The sequence below is a fragment of the Mycolicibacterium gadium genome (assembly GCF_010728925.1).
Lineage (GTDB): Bacteria > Actinomycetota > Actinomycetes > Mycobacteriales > Mycobacteriaceae > Mycobacterium > Mycobacterium gadium.
Genome location: NZ_AP022608.1, coordinates 2,363,845 through 2,379,633 on the forward strand (window position 1 = coordinate 2,363,845; position 15,789 = coordinate 2,379,633).

Sequence of the window (15,789 nt, forward strand, 5' to 3'; positions counted from 1 at the left end):
CGTGCCCGTCGAGACGCTGAGCGCCAAGGGCCGCCAGACCAGGGAGGCCATCGAGCAGGCCGCCCGGAAGCTCTTCGCCGAGCGCGGCTTTCACGGCACCACCCTGGGTGACATCACGTCAGCGGCCGGCAAATCACCCGCGGCGTTCTACCGCTACTTCGCAGATAAGGAAGATCTGCTGGCCGTGCTCGCAGAGTCCTTCCTGCACGAGGTGGTCGCGCCGTCCGGACTGAGCGTCGAGCTGCCGGAATCCCCGGATGACGATGCGTTCTTTCGCACCGTGGTCACCGGCTACTGGAACATGTTCAAGCAGAACATCGGGATCATGATCGCGGTCGCCCAACTCGCGGCCACGCAGCCCCGCTTCGCCGCGGTGCAGAACGAGTTCCGCCGCTTCGGCATCGACATCGTCGCCGCCTCGGTGCGCCGCGCCCAGGAACAGGGCCACGGTGCCGAACTGCATCCCGAGCACACCGCCGCGGCGATCGCGCTGCTGTTCGAGAACTTCACCACCGTATTCGTCGGCACATCCGGTCTCGGGCTGGAGATGAGTGACGAGGACGCAATCGACACGCTGTCGAGGATTTGGAAGAAGACGCTGTACGGGTTCTAGAGACCCAGGACGCTAAGGAGACACAGTGGATTTCGCCCTCCCGGAGCATCTTCCGGGCCTGCTCGCCGAGATGGATGCGTTCATCGAAACCGAGATCAAGCCGCTCGAACGCGAGAACATGCAGTATTTCGACCAGCGCCGGGAGTACGCCCGCACCGACTGGGAGAACGGCGGCATCCCGCGGCGGGAATGGGAGGACCTGCTCGGCGAGATGCGCAGGCGTGCCGATGCGGCCGGTTGGCTGCGCTACGGCCTGCCATCGCAGTTCGGCGGCCGCGACGGCACCAACATCGACATGGCCGTCATCCGGGAACACCTGGCGCACAAGGGACTCGGTCTGCACAACGACCTGCAGGACGAATCGTCGATCGTCGGGAACTTCCCGCAGGTCATCATGATGGACCGGTTCGGCACCGACGCGCAGAAGGCCGAGTGGATCGAGGCCATGTTGACCGGCGAGCGGTCGATGGCGTTCGGGCTGACCGAGCCCAATCATGGGTCGGATGCCACCTGGCTGGAAACCACGGCGATAACCGACGGTGACGAGTGGGTCATCAACGGCGCCAAGCGGTTCAACACCGGTGTGCACCGCGCCACCCACGACCTAGTCTTCGCCCGTACGTCCGGTGAGCCAGGCCAGGCCCGCGGCATCACCGCGTTCCTGGTGCCGACCGATACGCCGGGCTTCACGGTGCCGTACTACTGGTGGACCTTCAACATGCCGACCGACCACGGCGAGGTGGAACTCAAGGATGTTCGATTGCCTATCGATGCGGTGCTCGGAGAGGTGGACCGTGGCCTGGAGGTCGGTCAGACCTTCCTGCACGAGAACAGAATTCGGCAGGCCGCCAGCAGCCTTGGTGCCGCGCAGCACTGTATCGACCGCGCCGTCGCCTACGCGGGCGAACGCAGGGTGTTCGGCAAGCCGCTGTCGGTGAACCAGGCTGTGCAGTGGCCGCTCGTCGAACTGCACACCGAGGCTCAGATGGTGAGGCTGCTGGTGCGGTACGCGGCCTCCGAGTTGGATCGCAACCACCACATGGAGGTCTCCGACAAAGTGTCGATGGCCAACTATCGCGCCAACCGGCTCGTGTGCGATGCGGCCGACCGGGCGATGCAGGTGTTGGGGGGCATCGGCTACAGCCGCCACGAGCCGATGGAGCACATCTACCGTCATCACCGCCGGTACCGAATCACCGAGGGCGCCGAGGAGATCCAGATGCGACGGGTGGCGCAGCGGCTCTTCGGATTCGGGCGCAAGTGAAGGATCAGCTCGAGGCCGTGCTCCGCCCGGAACTGGGCGACGGCGTGGTCGTCGAGAACCTGCGCGCCCTGACCGGCGGGGCGAGCAGGACGACGTGGGCGTTCGACGCCGTCACCGAGGCGCGGCGGCCGTTGATCCTGCGCACCGGGCCGCCCGACGACGTGCACGCAAGCATGGAGCTGGAGGCGGCTGTGCAGCAGCGTGCTGCCGCCGCGGGCGCCCCCGTCCCCCATATCGTGGCGGCCGACAATTCCTCTGCCGCACTGGGTAATCCGTACCTCATCTGCAACGCGATCGCAGGCGAGACGATCGTCAGGCGGATCTACCGAACACTCGACGACGCGGGCCGGGACCGGTTGTTGCAGCAATGCGCACAGGCGCTGGCGGCCGTCCACCGGGCAGACACCGACGTGTCTGGACTCGCCGGGTTCGACGACCTTGCCGAGTGGCGTGACCGGCTCGACGAAATGAAGGACACCACAGCAACGTTCGAGTGGGCGTTCCGATGGCTGGCCGCCAATCGTCCTGCGCCCACCCGGCGGGTGCTCGTGCACGGCGACTTCCGAATGGGCAATCTGATCGTCGACGAGAACGGGTTGGCGGCGGTGCTGGACTGGGAGCTGGTTCATACCGGCGAGGTGTACGAAGACCTGGCATGGTTCTGCATCCGCGCCTGGCGCTTCGGTGCGCCAAAAGACATGGGCGCGGGTGGTCTCGGCAGCGTCGAGAGCTTCCTGTCGGCCTACGAATCGGCCGCGGAAACCGAGCTGGATCGCGACGTATTCCGCTGGTGGCTCACCGTGGCAACCCTGCGCTGGGGTGTCATCTGTCGATTCCAGGCCGAACGGCATCTTTCGGGCCTCAACCGTTCGGTCGAGTTGGCGGCGATCGGTCGCCGCGTCGCCGAAACCGAATGGGACGTGCTGGATCTGCTGACGGGAGGTGGTCCGAGATGAGCGGGCTGTACGGCCGGCCGACCGCGGCCGAACTGGTCGGGGCGGTCGCTGATTTTCTGGACGACGATGTGCGCGGCGCTGTCGGGCCGCCGCTCGACTTCCATGCCCGCGTCGCCGCCAATGTGCTGCGCATCGTCGAGCGCGAACTGCTCGACGGGTTCGCCGATGACGTCGCCGCTGCACTCAACGGGCTGGGCTACGCGGACGAAACCGAGCTCGCGATGGCCATCCGCGCCGGCGACCTCGACGACCGGCCCGACGAACTGCTGGCCGGTCTGCGCACGATCGTGCGACGACGCCTCGACGTCAACCACCCCGGCTATGCGGAATCGTAGCGATCTCGCTATTTCTGTTGCGTTTGCTGCCGCCGTATCTCGCGATACGCGGCAACAAACGCAACAGATTCGGCGGCGGAGGGGCGAGCTAGAGGCGGCGGATACGGGCCAGCCAAGCCGGTTCGTCGACCACGGTCCCGACCGGCCGGCCGATCGCCTCGACATGCGGTTCCTGGACGACGCCGCGATAGGTGGTCTCGTCCAGCGCCTCCAGCGTCCAGCCGTCTCGGAACGCCTCGCGAACCACCGCCTCACTGACCTCGGGGCCGAATCCGCGGCCCTTGTCGGACAGCGCCAGCACATGCACGACCGCTCCCGGCCTGCACACGGCGTGCAGGCCGGCGACGTATCGGGCGCGGTCCGTGTCGTCGAATATGTGGAACAACGCGCTGTCGACGATGGTGTCGTAGCGCGGCTCGTCGCCGAGGTTCATCGCGTCGGCGACCTCGAAGTGCGCGTCGACGCCTTTGGCCGCCGCGTTCTCGCGGGCCTGCTCGATTGCCGTCGGGGCGGCGTCGACGCCGAGCACGTCGTAACCGAGGCGGGTGAGCAGGATCGTGTGCTCACCTGTCCCGCAGCCGGCGTCGAGTACGGCACCTCGGATGAGACGGGCCCGTTCGACGCCGACGATCGCGGGCTGCGGTTCGCCGATCACCCACGGCGCGGTTCGGGTCTTGTAGGCATCGTCGAATCGGGAGAAGGTTGGGGTGGAATCCATGAAGTCCAGGGTTCTACCTCAACCTTGCTTTAGGTCAAGAGAGGTCAGGTAAATGTCCGTTACGCAATCGGGCGTGCTGGTCGACGTCGCCGATCGGCTCTTCGAGGCGATCGCCAACAGCGACATCGTCACGGTGAAAGAGCTGCTCAGCGAGGAGGTGCTGGTCTGGCACTCGGGCGACAGCCGAGACAGCGCGAAAGAGCGGGCGGCGCGGATCATCGACTGGTTCATCAACGCGACGACCTCGCGCCGCTACGAAGTAATCGAGCGCCAATTCTTCGACGGCGGTTTCGTGCAGCAGCACATCCTGCATGCCGACGGCCGCAACGGGACATCGATCCATATGCGTGTCTGCATCGTCATCAAAGTGGGTACCGCCGGGTTGATCACCCGCATCGACGAGTACTTCGATCCGGCGGAGATGGCCCCACTGCTCGATACATCCAACTGACAGGAGACGACATGGCAAGCCTCAGCGAATTTTTCAGCGACCCAGCGTCGGCCGGAACCTGGACCGCCGTCGCAGACCAATCGACCGTCGCGGTGACGAGCAAGTCACTGTGGGGTGTGATGCCGGTGAAGGTACGGTTCACCGAGTTCGACGCCGAGGGCCAAGTCACTGCCCCACAAACGGTTTCCGGGCGCGTCGATATCAAGGCGGCATCGCTACGCAGCGGCATCGGCAAACGCGACGAGCATCTGCGCTCCGCCGACTTCTTTGAAGCCGACAAGTTTCCAGACATCAGCGTGGTCGTCAGCTCGGCGGATTCGGTGACCGCCGACACCGTCGGACTGCGTGCGCAGCTCACCGTCAAGGGCACGACGAAGCCGGTCGAGTTGACGGCGAAGGTGACGCCCGTCGGCGACGGCGCAATGCGGCTGACGACGAAGGCGACCATCAACCGCCAGGACTTCGGAGTCGACGGCAACATGATGGGCATGATCACCGACAACGTGACGATCTCCGGCGACCTCGTGTTCCGACGCGCAACCTAGCCGTACGATCGGGCGCATGGTCGAGCAATCACCACTTCGGGTCCTTGTCTACAGCGACAATCCCAGAACCCGAGAGCAGGTGCAGCTCGCGCTCGGAAAGCGCGTGCACCCGGACCTGCCGGAGCTGACATACGTCGAGATCGCCACCGGTCCGATGGTCATCCGACAGATGGACGAGGGCGGTTTCGATCTGGTGATCCTCGACGGAGAGGCCACTCCGACCGGCGGCATGGGAATTGCCAAGCAGCTCAAGGACGAGATCGCCGACTGCCCGCCCGTCCTCGTCCTCACCGGACGCCCCGACGACGCTTGGCTGGCCAATTGGTCGCGCGCCGAGGCTGCTGTCCCCCACCCGATCGACCCGATCCGACTCGGCGACGCGGTGGTCTCACTGCTGCGCACGCCCGTGCAGTAACCCGAGACGCCAAACTCGCTGTTGCACTTGCCCATTCGCGGCATGACGGCATAGCCGAAGTGTGATCTTAGCCATACTAACCCCAAGGTGTGGCGCTCATCGTCCAGCCCGCTAGGGTGTGGGTAAGCTCACATCGACAGCCCACGAGGGAGCGTTTGCTCGGCATGGATTTGTACACCCCGATACTGGTGCTCGGAGCCGTCGCGGCGGTGTTCGCGGTCGGCTCGGTCGGCATTGCTCTGCTGGTCGGCCCGAGGCGCTACAACCACTCCAAACTCGAGGCCTACGAGTGCGGCATAGAACCGGTCCCAGAACTGGCCAGTGCCCACTCGGCGGGCCAGCGATTCCCGATCAAGTACTACCTGACCGCGATGTTGTTCATCATCTTCGACATCGAGATCGTCTTCCTCTATCCCTGGGCCGTCGCTTTCGACAATCTCGGACTGTTCGCGCTGGTAGAGATGCTTCTCTTCATGGTGGTGGTGTTCGTCGCCTACGCGTACGTCTGGCGGAGAGGTGGCCTGTCATGGGACTAGAAGAGAAACTGCCCGGCGGAATCATGCTGTCGACGGTCGAGAAGGTCGCCGGCTACATCCGGAAGGGCTCGCTGTGGCCGGCGACCTTCGGGCTGGCCTGCTGTGCGATCGAGATGATGGCGACCGCGGGTCCGCGGTTCGACATCTCGCGTTTCGGCATGGAGCGGTTCTCGGCGACGCCGCGGCAGGCCGATCTGATGATCGTCGCAGGTCGGGTGAGCCAGAAGATGGCGCCGGTGCTGCGTCAGATCTACGACCAGATGGCCGAGCCCAAGTGGGTGCTGGCGATGGGCGTGTGTGCCTCCTCGGGCGGGATGTTCAATAACTACGCGATTGTGCAGGGTGTGGACCACGTCGTACCCGTCGACATCTATCTACCGGGCTGCCCGCCGCGCCCGGAGATGCTGCTGCACGCAATCCTCAAGCTGCACGACAAGATTCAGGAGATGCCACTAGGTGTTCACCGCGAGGAGGCGATTCGCGAAGCCGAGAAGGCAGCCCTGTCGGTCACGCCGACCATCGAGCTCAAGGGTTTGCTGAGGTGACAGAACACAGCAATGGCACCGGTCCCGGCCCACAGGCCGACATCGATCCGCCCGAGGTCATCGGGGTGCGCCGTGGCATGTTCGGCGCCCAGGGCTCCGGTGACACGTCCGGGTATGGCCGTCTCGTCCGCTCCGTCGCGCTGCCTGGCAGTTCGCCACGCCCCTACGGCGGGTTTTTCGACGAGGTGGTCGACACACTGGCCGCGGCACTGGGCGAGGACGGTTACGCGGAGTCGATCGAGCGGGTGGTGGTTTATCGCGACGAGCTGACGCTGGAGGTCCGGCGCGAGCAGCTGCCGGCGGTGGCCCAGGCGCTGCGCGACGATCCGGCCCTGCGGTTCGAACTGTGTCTGGGCGTCAGCGGCGTGCACTACCCCGACGACGAAGGACGCGAGCTGCATGCGGTGTATCCGCTGCTGTCGATCACGCACAACCGTCGCATCCGCGTGGAAGTCGCCACTGCCGACGCCGACCCCCACATCCCCTCGCTGTACGAGGTGTATCCGACCGTCGACTGGCACGAACGCGAAACCTACGACTTCTTCGGCATCATCTTCGACGGCCATCCCGCGCTGACGCGCATCGAAATGCCCGACGACTGGGTAGGGCATCCGCAGCGCAAGGACTACCCGCTCGGCGGTATTCCCGTCGAGTACCACGGCGCTGAAATTCCGCCGCCCGATCAGCGGAGGTCCTACAACTGATGAGCACATCCGAATCAGGCGGCGGCGAAACCGTCGTCGTCGTCGGCGGCCAGGACTGGGACCAGGTCGTGGAGGCGGCAAAGCAGAGCGCGGCGTCGCACGCCGGGGAACGCATCGTGGTCAACATGGGACCACAGCATCCCTCCACCCACGGGGTGCTGCGCCTGATCCTGGAGATCGAGGGCGAGACGATCGTCGAGATCCGTTGCGGTATCGGCTATCTGCACACCGGCATCGAGAAGAACCTCGAGTTCCGCACCTGGACCCAAGGTGTCACCTTCGTCACCCGAATGGATTACCTGTCACCGCTTTTCAACGAAACGGTGTACTGCCTAGGTGTGGAGAAGCTCCTCGGCGTCACCGACGACATCCCCGAACGCGCCAGCGTCATCCGCGTGATGATGATGGAACTCAACAGGATCTCCAGCCACCTGGTCGCCCTGGCCACCGGCGGCATGGAGCTGGGATCCATGGGCGCGATGTTCTACGGATTCCGCGAGCGTGAGCAGATCCTGAAGCTGTTCGAGACCATCACCGGCCTGCGGATGAACAACGCCTACATCCGCCCCGGCGGCGTGGCCATGGATCTGCCCGAGGAGGCCATCGGCGAGCTGCGCGACATGCTCACGTTGATGCCCACCAGGCTCAAAGATCTCGAGGACCTGCTCTCGGAGAACTACATCTGGAAAGCGCGCACCCAGGGCATCGGCTATCTCGGTCTGGAAGGGTGCATGGCGCTGGGGATCACCGGCCCCTGCCTGCGCTCCACCGGTCTGCCCCACGACCTCCGCAAATCGCAGCCCTACTGCGGGTATGAGACCTACGACTTCGACGTCATCACCGACGACGCCTGCGACTCTTACGGCCGCTATCTGATCAGGGTCAAAGAGATGCACGAGTCGCTCAAAATCATCACCCAATGCGTCGACCGACTCGACGTGCCCAACCCCGGGCCGGTGATGATCCAGGACAAGAAGCTGGCCTGGCCCGCCGACCTCAAACTCGGCCCCGACGGGCTGGGCAACTCCGAAGAACACATCGCCAAGATCATGGGCCACTCGATGGAGGGGCTGATCCACCACTTCAAGCTCGTCACCGAAGGCATCCGCGTCCCCGCCGGACAGGTCTACGTCGCGGTCGAATCCCCGCGCGGCGAACTGGGTGTCCACATGGTCTCCGACGGCGGCACCCGGCCCTACCGCGTGCACTACCGCGACCCCTCCTTCAACAACCTGCAGGCCGTGGCAGCGATGTGCGAAGGCGGCATGGTCGCCGACGCCATCACCGCGGTGGCATCCATCGACCCGGTGATGGGAGGCGTGGACAGATGACGGTGTTCCTCGAGCTCGGTCAGCGCCCCGATGAGCCGGGCCCGCCGATTCACGGCGCCAAGACATATCCGGCCGAGGTGGCCGCGCGCCTGGCGGCAGACGCCGAGACGGTCATCGCCCGCTATCCGCAGAGCCGTTCGGCGTTGTTGCCGCTGCTGCACCTCGTCCAGTCAGAAGACGGATGTTTGACACCGGCGGGTATCGCGTTCTGCGCCAAGCAGTTGGGGCTGACGGACGCCGAAGTCACCGCGGTGGCCACCTTCTACTCCATGTACCGCCGCACGCCGACCGGTGAATACCTCGTGGGCGTGTGCACCAACACGCTGTGCGCCATCATGGGCGGCGACGCGATTCTCGAGTCGCTCGAAGACCACCTGGGCGTGCACGCCGGCCAGACCACCGAAGACGGCAAGGTCACCCTCGAGCACGTCGAGTGCAACGCCGCATGCGACTACGCACCGGTCGTGATGGTCAACTGGGAGTTCTTCGACAACCAAACGCCGTCATCGGCCCGCGACCTCGTCGACGGCTTACGCGACGGCAAACCGCCCATGCCGACGCGCGGCGCGCCGCTGTGCAAGTTCAAAGAGACTGCGAGAGTCCTTGCAGGCCTGCCCGATCCGCAGGCAGCCGCCGCGCAGACCCCGACCGGGGACGCCACGCTGGCCGGGCTGCGGATCGCCAAGGAACGTGGCATGGAGGCGCCCGCGGCCGACGCGGCGACGGACTCCCACAGCGGGCCCGACGACGAGAAGGTCGCGACCGAGGCGACGAAGAATCAAGCGGCGCCCGCACCGTCCGCCGATGTGCCGGCCCAGCCGAACGAGCCCGAAACCGACCCGGACGCAACGGAATCGAAGACATGACACCACTGACTCCTGTTTTGAGCCGGTTCTGGGACGAGCCGGAACCCTGGTCGATGGAGACCTACCGCCGGCATGACGGCTACCGGGCACTCGACAAAGCGCTCAAGATGGACCCCGACGACCTCATCGCCACCGTGAAGGATTCGGGCCTGCGGGGGCGCGGCGGCGCAGGGTTCCCGACGGGCACCAAATGGTCGTTCATCCCGCAGGACGACACCGGCGCCGGTGCCAAGCCGCACTACCTCGTCGTCAACGCGGACGAGTCCGAACCCGGTACGTGCAAAGACATTCCGCTGATGCTGACCACCCCGCACTTCCTGGTGGAGGGCGTCATCATTGCGTCGTACGCGATCCGCGCGCATCACGCGTTCATCTACGTCCGCGGCGAGGTGGTACCGGTACTTCGGCGACTGCAGGCCGCGGTGGCCGAGGCGTACGAGGCCGGCTATCTGGGAACGAACATCCTCGACTCTGGCTTCGATCTGGAATTGATTGTGCACGCCGGGGCGGGCGCATACATCTGCGGTGAGGAGACAGCGCTGCTGGACTCCCTGGAGGGGCGTCGCGGTCAGCCGCGCCTGCGCCCGCCGTTCCCCGCCGTCGCCGGTCTGTACGCCTCACCGACGGTGGTCAACAATGTCGAATCCATCGCCAGCGTGCCGCCCGTGCTGCTCAACGGAGTGGACTGGTTCCGGTCGATGGGAAGCGAGAAATCCCCAGGCTTCACGCTGTATTCGCTGTCCGGTCACGTCACCACACCCGGCCAGTACGAGGCACCGCTGGGCATCACGATGCGCGAACTGCTCGACTACGCAGGCGGTGTCCGGACCGGCCACAGTCTCAAGTTCTGGACGCCCGGCGGTTCGTCCACACCGCTGCTGACCGACGAACACCTCGACGTGCCACTGGATTACGAAGGCATGGCCGGGGTCGGAACGATGCTGGGCACCAAGGCGCTGCAAGTGTTCGACGAAACGACCTGCGTCGTCCGCGCGGTGCGCCGATGGACCCAGTTCTACGCACACGAATCGTGCGGCAAGTGCACACCGTGCCGGGAGGGCACCTACTGGCTGGCGCAGATCTATGCACGACTCGAGACCGGCACGGGCACCGAAGCCGACATCGAGAAGCTGTTGGACATCGCCGACAACATCAATGGGAAGTCGTTCTGCGCGCTGGGTGACGGCGCGGCAGCGCCCATCCTGTCGTCGATCAAGTTCTTCCGCGACGAGTACTACCAGCATCTGTCCGGCGGCTGCCCGTTCGATCCGCACGCCTCGGCTCTGATGGCAACGGAAGGGGTGGGGGTCTAGATGACCGTGACCGAACCGGCCAACGACGCCCCGCCCGTCGAAATGGTGAACCTCACCATCGACGGTGTGGAGGTCAGTGTCCCCAAGGGCACCTTGGTGATTCGCGCCGCCGAGCTGATCGGCATCCAGATTCCACGGTTCTGCGACCACCCGCTGCTCGACCCCGTCGGCGCGTGCAGGCAGTGTCTGGTCGAGGTCGAAGGCCAGCGCAAGCCCATGGCCTCGTGCACCATCACGTGCACACCCGACATGGTGGTGAAGACCCAGCTGACATCGGAGTCCGCGGACAAGGCGCAGCAAGGCGTCATGGAACTCCTGCTGATCAACCACCCACTCGACTGCCCGGTGTGCGACAAAGGCGGCGAGTGCCCGCTCCAAAACCAGGCGATGTCCAACGGCCGGCCCGAAACCCGCTTCGAGGACGTCAAACGCACCTTCCCGAAGCCGATCAACATCTCGTCGGAAGTGTTGCTCGACCGGGAACGCTGCGTGCTTTGCGCGCGCTGCACCCGATTCTCCGAACAGATCGCCGGCGACCCGTTCATCGATCTGCTCGAACGCGGTGCGCTGCAACAGGTCGGCATCGCCCCCGGCGAGCCGTTCCAGTCGTACTACTCCGGAAACACCGTGCAGATCTGCCCGGTCGGCGCCCTCACCAGCGCGGCCTACCGCTTCCGCGCGCGGCCGTTCGACCTGGTGTCCAGCCCCAGCGTGTGTGAACACTGCGCAGACGGGTGTGCCGAACGAACCGATCACCGTCGCGGAAAGGTCATGCGCCGGTTGGCCGGTGACGACCCGGAAGTGAACGAGGAATGGAACTGCGACAAGGGACGGTGGGCGTTCACCTACGCGACCCTGGGCGATCGCATCACCACGCCCCTGGTTCGCGAGGACGGTGAGCTTCGACCGGCGTCGTGGTCGGAGGCCATCAGCGTGGCATGCGCGGGGCTGGCCGCGGCACGCGGCAACGCCGGCGTGCTGGTCGGCGGGCGACTGACCGTCGAGGACGCCTACGCGTACTCGAAGTTCGCCCGAATGGTGCTTGACACCAACGACATCGACTTCCGGGCCCGCGCGCACAGCGTGGAAGAGGAGGAGTTCCTCGCCGCGCACATCGCAGGCCGGCCGATGACTGTGACCTACGCCGACCTGGAGAACGCACCCGCGGTGCTGCTGGCCGGGTTGGAGCCTGAAGAAGAATCACCGATCGTGTTCCTGCGCCTGCGTAAGGCCGTCCGCAAGCACGGCTTGCAGGTCAAGTCGATCGCGCCGTTCGCCACCCGGTCGCTGGGCAAGCTGCGCGGCGAACTGATCGCCACGGTGCCCGGCGGTGAAGGCGTCGCACTCGACGCGCTTGGCGATGACGCTCAGCTGAAGCTGCCCGGTGCCGTCATCGTGGTCGGTGAGCGGCTCGCCACCTCGCCCGGAGCGCTCTCCGCGGCAGGCAAATTGGCCGCCGCGACCGGTGCTCGGCTGGCGTGGGTACCGCGACGAGCCGGTGAGCGCGGCGCACTGGAGGCGGGTGCGCTGCCCAGCCTGTTGCCCGGTGGCCGACCGGTCAGCGATACCGCGGCCCGCGAGCAAACCGCCGCCGGTTGGCATGTCGGTGAGCTACCGACCACCCCCGGCCGCGACACCGCGGGCATTCTGGACGCCGCCCGCAAGGGCGAGCTGGGCGCCCTGCTGGTCGGCGGCGTCGAGCTTGCCGACCTACCCGACCCGGACGCCGCCCTGGCAGCGATCGACACAGCGCCGTTCGTGGTGAGCCTGGAGCTGCGCGAGAGTGACGTCACCGAACGCGCCGACGTGGTCTTCCCGATCGCGCCCGTCGTCGAGAAGGGTGGAGCGTTCATCAACTGGGAGGGCCGGATTCGCCCGTTCGAACCAGCGCTGCAGACGAACGCCACGCCCGACCGACGGGTCCTGCAGTTTCTCGCCGACGAGCTGGGCGTCGACCTCAACATGCCGACGGCGCTGGCCGCTGGTGAGGAGTTGGCGCAGCTCGGACTGTGGGCGGGTGAGCGGGCGGGCGCACCGACGGTGGCGTCGTCGCAGCCCGAAAAGCCCGGCGAAGGCAAGGCCGTGCTCGCCGGTTGGCGCATGCTGCTCGACGACGGACGCCTGCAGGACGGTGAACTGCATCTCGCAGGCACCGCCCGCCAACCTGTCACTCGCATGTCGGCGGCCACCGCGGCCTCAATCGGTGCTGGGGACGACGATCTGGTGACCGTGCGCACCGAACGCGGCGAAGTCACGCTGCCACTGGTCATCACCGAAATGCCCGACAGCACCGTGTGGCTGCCGATGAACTCACCCCAGTCGGCGGTCTACCGACAGCTCGGCGTGACCACGGGCACCGTCGTCTCGATCGAACGGGCTTCGATATGACCTACCCCGACCCCACGCTCTTCGGGCACGACCCGTGGTGGCTGATCGTCATCAAGGCCGTCGCGATCTTCGCGTTCCTGATGCTGTCCTTGCTGGTGGCGATCCTGATGGAACGCAAGATCCTCGGCTATATGCAGATGCGGCCCGGCCCCAACCGTGTCGGTCCGTGGGGCTTGCTGCAATCGCTGGTCGACGGCGTCAAGCTGGCCCTCAAGGAGGGGCTCATTCCCGCAGGCGTCGACAAGTTCATCTATCTGGCGGCGCCTGTCATCTCGGTGGTCCCCGCGTTCATCGCATTCTCCGTGATTCCAATGGGCGGTGAGGTGTCGATCTTCGGCCATCGGACCGCGCTTCAACTGACCGATATGCCCGTCGCGGTGCTCTTCGTCCTGGCCGCCACGTCGATCGGGGTTTACGGAATCGTGTTGGCGGGCTGGGCCTCCGGCTCCACCTACCCGCTGTTGGGTGGGCTGCGCTCCAGCGCTCAGGTGATCTCCTATGAAATCGCGATGGCCCTGTCCTTCGCGGCGGTCTTCATCTACGCGGGAACGATGTCGACATCAGGCATCGTCGCCGCGCAGGTGGGCCTCTGGTTCATCTTTCCGCTGCTGCCGTCGTTCATCATCTATCTCGTCTCGATGGTCGGCGAAACCAACCGTGCTCCTTTCGATCTGCCCGAAGCGGAGGGGGAGCTCGTCGGCGGATTCCACACCGAGTACTCGTCCATCAAGTTCGCGATGTTCATGCTCGCCGAATACGTCAACATGTTCACGGTGTCGGCGCTGGCAACCACGCTGTTCTTTGGCGGATGGCATGCCCCATGGCCGATCAACATGTGGGACGGCGCCAACACCGGCTGGTGGCCGCTGCTGTGGTTCGTGGCGAAGGTGTGGGGCTTCATGTTCATCTTCTTCTGGCTGCGAGGAACGCTGCCCCGCATGCGCTACGACCAGTTCATGGCGCTGGGCTGGAAGGTCCTGATTCCGGTCTCGCTGGCATGGATCGTGATCGTGTCGTCCGTCCGCACCTTGCGCAACCAGGGCGTCGATCAACTGACCACCTATCTGATCACTGTCGCCGTGGTGGTCGGACTGCTGGTGCTGTTTGCGTTGTGGAGAACAGTGCGCGCCAGAAACATTCGGAAGATCCCTGAGCCGACGATGGAGCCGGGCACGTTCCCGGTACCACCGCTGCCCACCAAGGAGATGGCTTCAAAGGAGAAGACGCATGCCTAAGTTCCTCGACGCGATCGCGGGTTTCGGGGTCACGTTTTCCACGATGTTCAAGAAGCGGATCACCGAGGAGTACCCGGAGAAGCCGGGTCCGGTCGCCAAGCGCTACCACGGGCGGCACCAACTCAACCGCTACGCCGACGGACTGGAGAAATGCATCGGCTGTGAGTTGTGCGCGTGGGCCTGTCCGGCCGACGCGATCTTCGTCGAGGGCGCGGACAACAAAGAGGATGAACGGTTCTCCCCCGGTGAGCGTTACGGGCGCGTGTACCAGATCAACTATCTGCGCTGCATCGGCTGCGGGCTGTGCATCGAGGCGTGCCCGACCCGGGCACTGACCATGACCAACGAGTACGAGATGGCCGACGACAACCGCGCCGACTTGATCTGGGGCAAGGACAAACTCCTCGCCCCGCTCAAGTCCGGCATGCTTCCGCCGCCACATCCGATGGCGCCGGGTAGCACCGACGAGGACTATTACCGCGGCAACATCAAGCCCGTCGCCGAGGATGTGACGTGACACTGGAGTTCCTCGCGTCAGCGACCGCCGACGTCGCCGGTCACACTTCCACCACCGAAGCGGTGCTGTTCTGGGTACTGGGTACCGTTGCGGTCGCCGGAGCGATCGGCGTGGTCGCCGCCCCCAAAGCGGTGTACTCGGCCATGTTCCTCGCCACCACGATGATCGTGCTCGCGGTCTTCTACATCGCGCAGGACGCGCTGTTCCTCGGCGTCGTGCAAGTGGTCGTCTACACCGGCGCGGTGATGATGCTGTTCCTGTTCGTGCTCATGCTCATCGGCGTCGACACGTCGGAGTCGCTGGTCGAAACGATTCGGGGACAACGCATTGCGGCGATCGTCGTCGGTCTGGGCTTCGGCATTCTGCTCATCGCGGGCATCGGCAGCGTCTCGGTGGGCGGCTTCGTCGGTCTGACGCAGGCCAACGCCGGCGGCAACGTCCAGGGCCTGGCCGTCCTCATCTTCACCGAGTACCTGTGGGCGTTCGAGTTGACCGGCGCACTGCTGATCACCGCCGCCCTTGGCGCGATGGTGCTGGCCCACCGCGAACGCTTCGAACGACGCAGGACCCAGCGCGAGCTGGCGCAGGAGCGTCTCCAGCCGGGCGGACACCCGACGACACTGCCGAACCCCGGTGTGTACGCACGCAACAACGCCGTCGACATGGCCGCCCGTCTTCCCGACGGTTCGGCGTCGGAGCTGTCGGTCAGCGCGCTCCTGCAGAGGCGAACGGTGACCAGCGACGGGGGTGACGACAAGTGAACCCCGACAACTACCTATACCTTTCGGCGCTGTTGTTCACGATCGGCGCAGCTGGAGTGCTGTTGCGCCGCAACGCCATCGTCATGTTCATGTGCGTCGAGCTGATGCTCAACGCCTGCAACCTGGCCTTCGTGACGTTCTCACGCATGCACGGGCATCTCGACGGCCAAATGGTCGCCTTCTTCACCATGGTGGTCGCCGCCTGTGAGGTGGTGATCGGGTTGGCCATCATCATGACAATCTTCCGCACCCGCCGTTCGGCCTCGGTCGACGACGCCAGTCTGCTGAAACACTAA

The 15,789-nt window shown here is 65.5% G+C and carries 19 protein-coding genes; 18 read left to right on the forward strand and 1 reads right to left on the reverse strand.

Annotation, left to right across the window (positions count from 1 at the left end; translation table 11 throughout):
• The first annotated feature begins 1 nt into the window (after position 1).
• The 4 genes from G6N36_RS11745 to G6N36_RS11760 are packed head-to-tail and all read left to right on the forward strand — an operon-like array spanning position 2 to position 3,168.
• The gene (locus G6N36_RS11745) at positions 2-613 is read left to right on the forward strand and encodes a TetR/AcrR family transcriptional regulator (protein WP_163686666.1); all 612 of its coding nucleotides are present in this window, start codon (positions 2-4) and stop codon (positions 611-613) included.
• A gap of 25 nt (positions 614-638) precedes the next feature.
• Positions 639-1,877 (forward strand): acyl-CoA dehydrogenase family protein, encoded by a 1,239-nt coding sequence (locus tag G6N36_RS11750; protein ID WP_163686667.1) that lies wholly within the window; start codon positions 639-641, stop codon positions 1,875-1,877.
• Positions 1,874-2,833 (forward strand): phosphotransferase family protein, encoded by a 960-nt coding sequence (locus G6N36_RS11755; RefSeq protein ID WP_163686668.1) that lies wholly within the window; start codon positions 1,874-1,876, stop codon positions 2,831-2,833. The genes G6N36_RS11750 and G6N36_RS11755 overlap by 4 nt, the downstream gene beginning before the upstream one ends.
• Positions 2,830-3,168: a DUF6285 domain-containing protein gene (locus tag G6N36_RS11760; RefSeq protein WP_163686669.1), complete on the forward strand. Its 339-nt coding sequence runs from the start codon at positions 2,830-2,832 to the stop codon at positions 3,166-3,168. Before G6N36_RS11755 ends, G6N36_RS11760 begins: the two co-directional genes overlap by 4 nt.
• An 88-nt stretch (positions 3,169-3,256) precedes the next feature.
• Here the strand turns inward: G6N36_RS11760 and G6N36_RS11765 are convergent, their stop codons facing one another.
• Entirely contained in the window at positions 3,257-3,886 is a 630-nt protein-coding gene (locus G6N36_RS11765) for a class I SAM-dependent methyltransferase (protein WP_163686670.1), read from the reverse strand.
• Positions 3,887-3,938: 52 nt separating this feature from the next.
• Here G6N36_RS11765 and G6N36_RS11770 point away from each other — a divergent pair, with 52 nt between their 5' ends.
• The 14 genes from G6N36_RS11770 (at position 3,939) to nuoK (ending at position 15,789) form a co-directional block, all read left to right on the forward strand.
• Positions 3,939-4,337, forward strand: a complete 399-nt coding sequence (locus G6N36_RS11770) for a nuclear transport factor 2 family protein (RefSeq protein ID WP_163686671.1) — start codon at positions 3,939-3,941, stop codon at positions 4,335-4,337.
• Between the two features lie 11 nt (positions 4,338-4,348).
• Positions 4,349-4,882: a YceI family protein gene (locus tag G6N36_RS11775; protein WP_163686672.1), complete on the forward strand. Its 534-nt coding sequence runs from the start codon at positions 4,349-4,351 to the stop codon at positions 4,880-4,882.
• Between the two features lie 16 nt (positions 4,883-4,898).
• Complete coding sequence (locus G6N36_RS11780) at positions 4,899-5,297, forward strand: Rv3143 family two-component system response regulator (protein ID WP_083128525.1); 399 nt, start codon at positions 4,899-4,901, stop codon at positions 5,295-5,297.
• Positions 5,298-5,461: 164 nt separating this feature from the next.
• Positions 5,462-5,833, forward strand: a complete 372-nt coding sequence (locus G6N36_RS11785) for an NADH-quinone oxidoreductase subunit A (protein WP_163686673.1) — start codon at positions 5,462-5,464, stop codon at positions 5,831-5,833.
• Positions 5,824-6,378, forward strand: coding sequence for a NuoB/complex I 20 kDa subunit family protein (locus tag G6N36_RS11790; protein ID WP_014208709.1), 555 nt, complete (start codon positions 5,824-5,826; stop codon positions 6,376-6,378). The genes G6N36_RS11785 and G6N36_RS11790 overlap by 10 nt, the downstream gene beginning before the upstream one ends.
• A complete protein-coding gene (locus tag G6N36_RS11795; RefSeq protein WP_264001040.1) occupies positions 6,375-7,082 on the forward strand; it encodes an NADH-quinone oxidoreductase subunit C in 708 nt (235 codons plus the stop codon). Before G6N36_RS11790 ends, G6N36_RS11795 begins: the two co-directional genes overlap by 4 nt.
• Positions 7,082-8,413, forward strand: a complete 1,332-nt coding sequence (gene nuoD / locus G6N36_RS11800; protein WP_163686674.1) for an NADH dehydrogenase (quinone) subunit D — start codon at positions 7,082-7,084, stop codon at positions 8,411-8,413. Before G6N36_RS11795 ends, nuoD begins: the two co-directional genes overlap by 1 nt.
• Complete coding sequence (gene nuoE, locus G6N36_RS11805) at positions 8,410-9,279, forward strand: NADH-quinone oxidoreductase subunit NuoE (protein WP_163686675.1); 870 nt, start codon at positions 8,410-8,412, stop codon at positions 9,277-9,279. The genes nuoD and nuoE overlap by 4 nt, the downstream gene beginning before the upstream one ends.
• Positions 9,276-10,592: an NADH-quinone oxidoreductase subunit NuoF gene (gene nuoF / locus G6N36_RS11810; protein ID WP_163686676.1), complete on the forward strand. Its 1,317-nt coding sequence runs from the start codon at positions 9,276-9,278 to the stop codon at positions 10,590-10,592. The genes nuoE and nuoF overlap by 4 nt, the downstream gene beginning before the upstream one ends.
• Positions 10,593-12,980: an NADH-quinone oxidoreductase subunit G gene (locus tag G6N36_RS11815; protein ID WP_163686677.1), complete on the forward strand. Its 2,388-nt coding sequence runs from the start codon at positions 10,593-10,595 to the stop codon at positions 12,978-12,980.
• Positions 12,977-14,215 (forward strand): NADH-quinone oxidoreductase subunit NuoH, encoded by a 1,239-nt coding sequence (gene nuoH, locus G6N36_RS11820; protein ID WP_163686678.1) that lies wholly within the window; start codon positions 12,977-12,979, stop codon positions 14,213-14,215. The genes G6N36_RS11815 and nuoH overlap by 4 nt, the downstream gene beginning before the upstream one ends.
• On the forward strand, positions 14,208-14,732 hold the full coding sequence (nuoI, locus tag G6N36_RS11825; protein WP_083128481.1) for an NADH-quinone oxidoreductase subunit NuoI: 525 nt from the start codon (positions 14,208-14,210) through the stop codon (positions 14,730-14,732). Before nuoH ends, nuoI begins: the two co-directional genes overlap by 8 nt.
• On the forward strand, positions 14,729-15,493 hold the full coding sequence (locus G6N36_RS11830; protein ID WP_179964765.1) for an NADH-quinone oxidoreductase subunit J: 765 nt from the start codon (positions 14,729-14,731) through the stop codon (positions 15,491-15,493). Before nuoI ends, G6N36_RS11830 begins: the two co-directional genes overlap by 4 nt.
• A complete protein-coding gene (nuoK, locus tag G6N36_RS11835; RefSeq protein ID WP_163686679.1) occupies positions 15,490-15,789 on the forward strand; it encodes an NADH-quinone oxidoreductase subunit NuoK in 300 nt (99 codons plus the stop codon). Before G6N36_RS11830 ends, nuoK begins: the two co-directional genes overlap by 4 nt.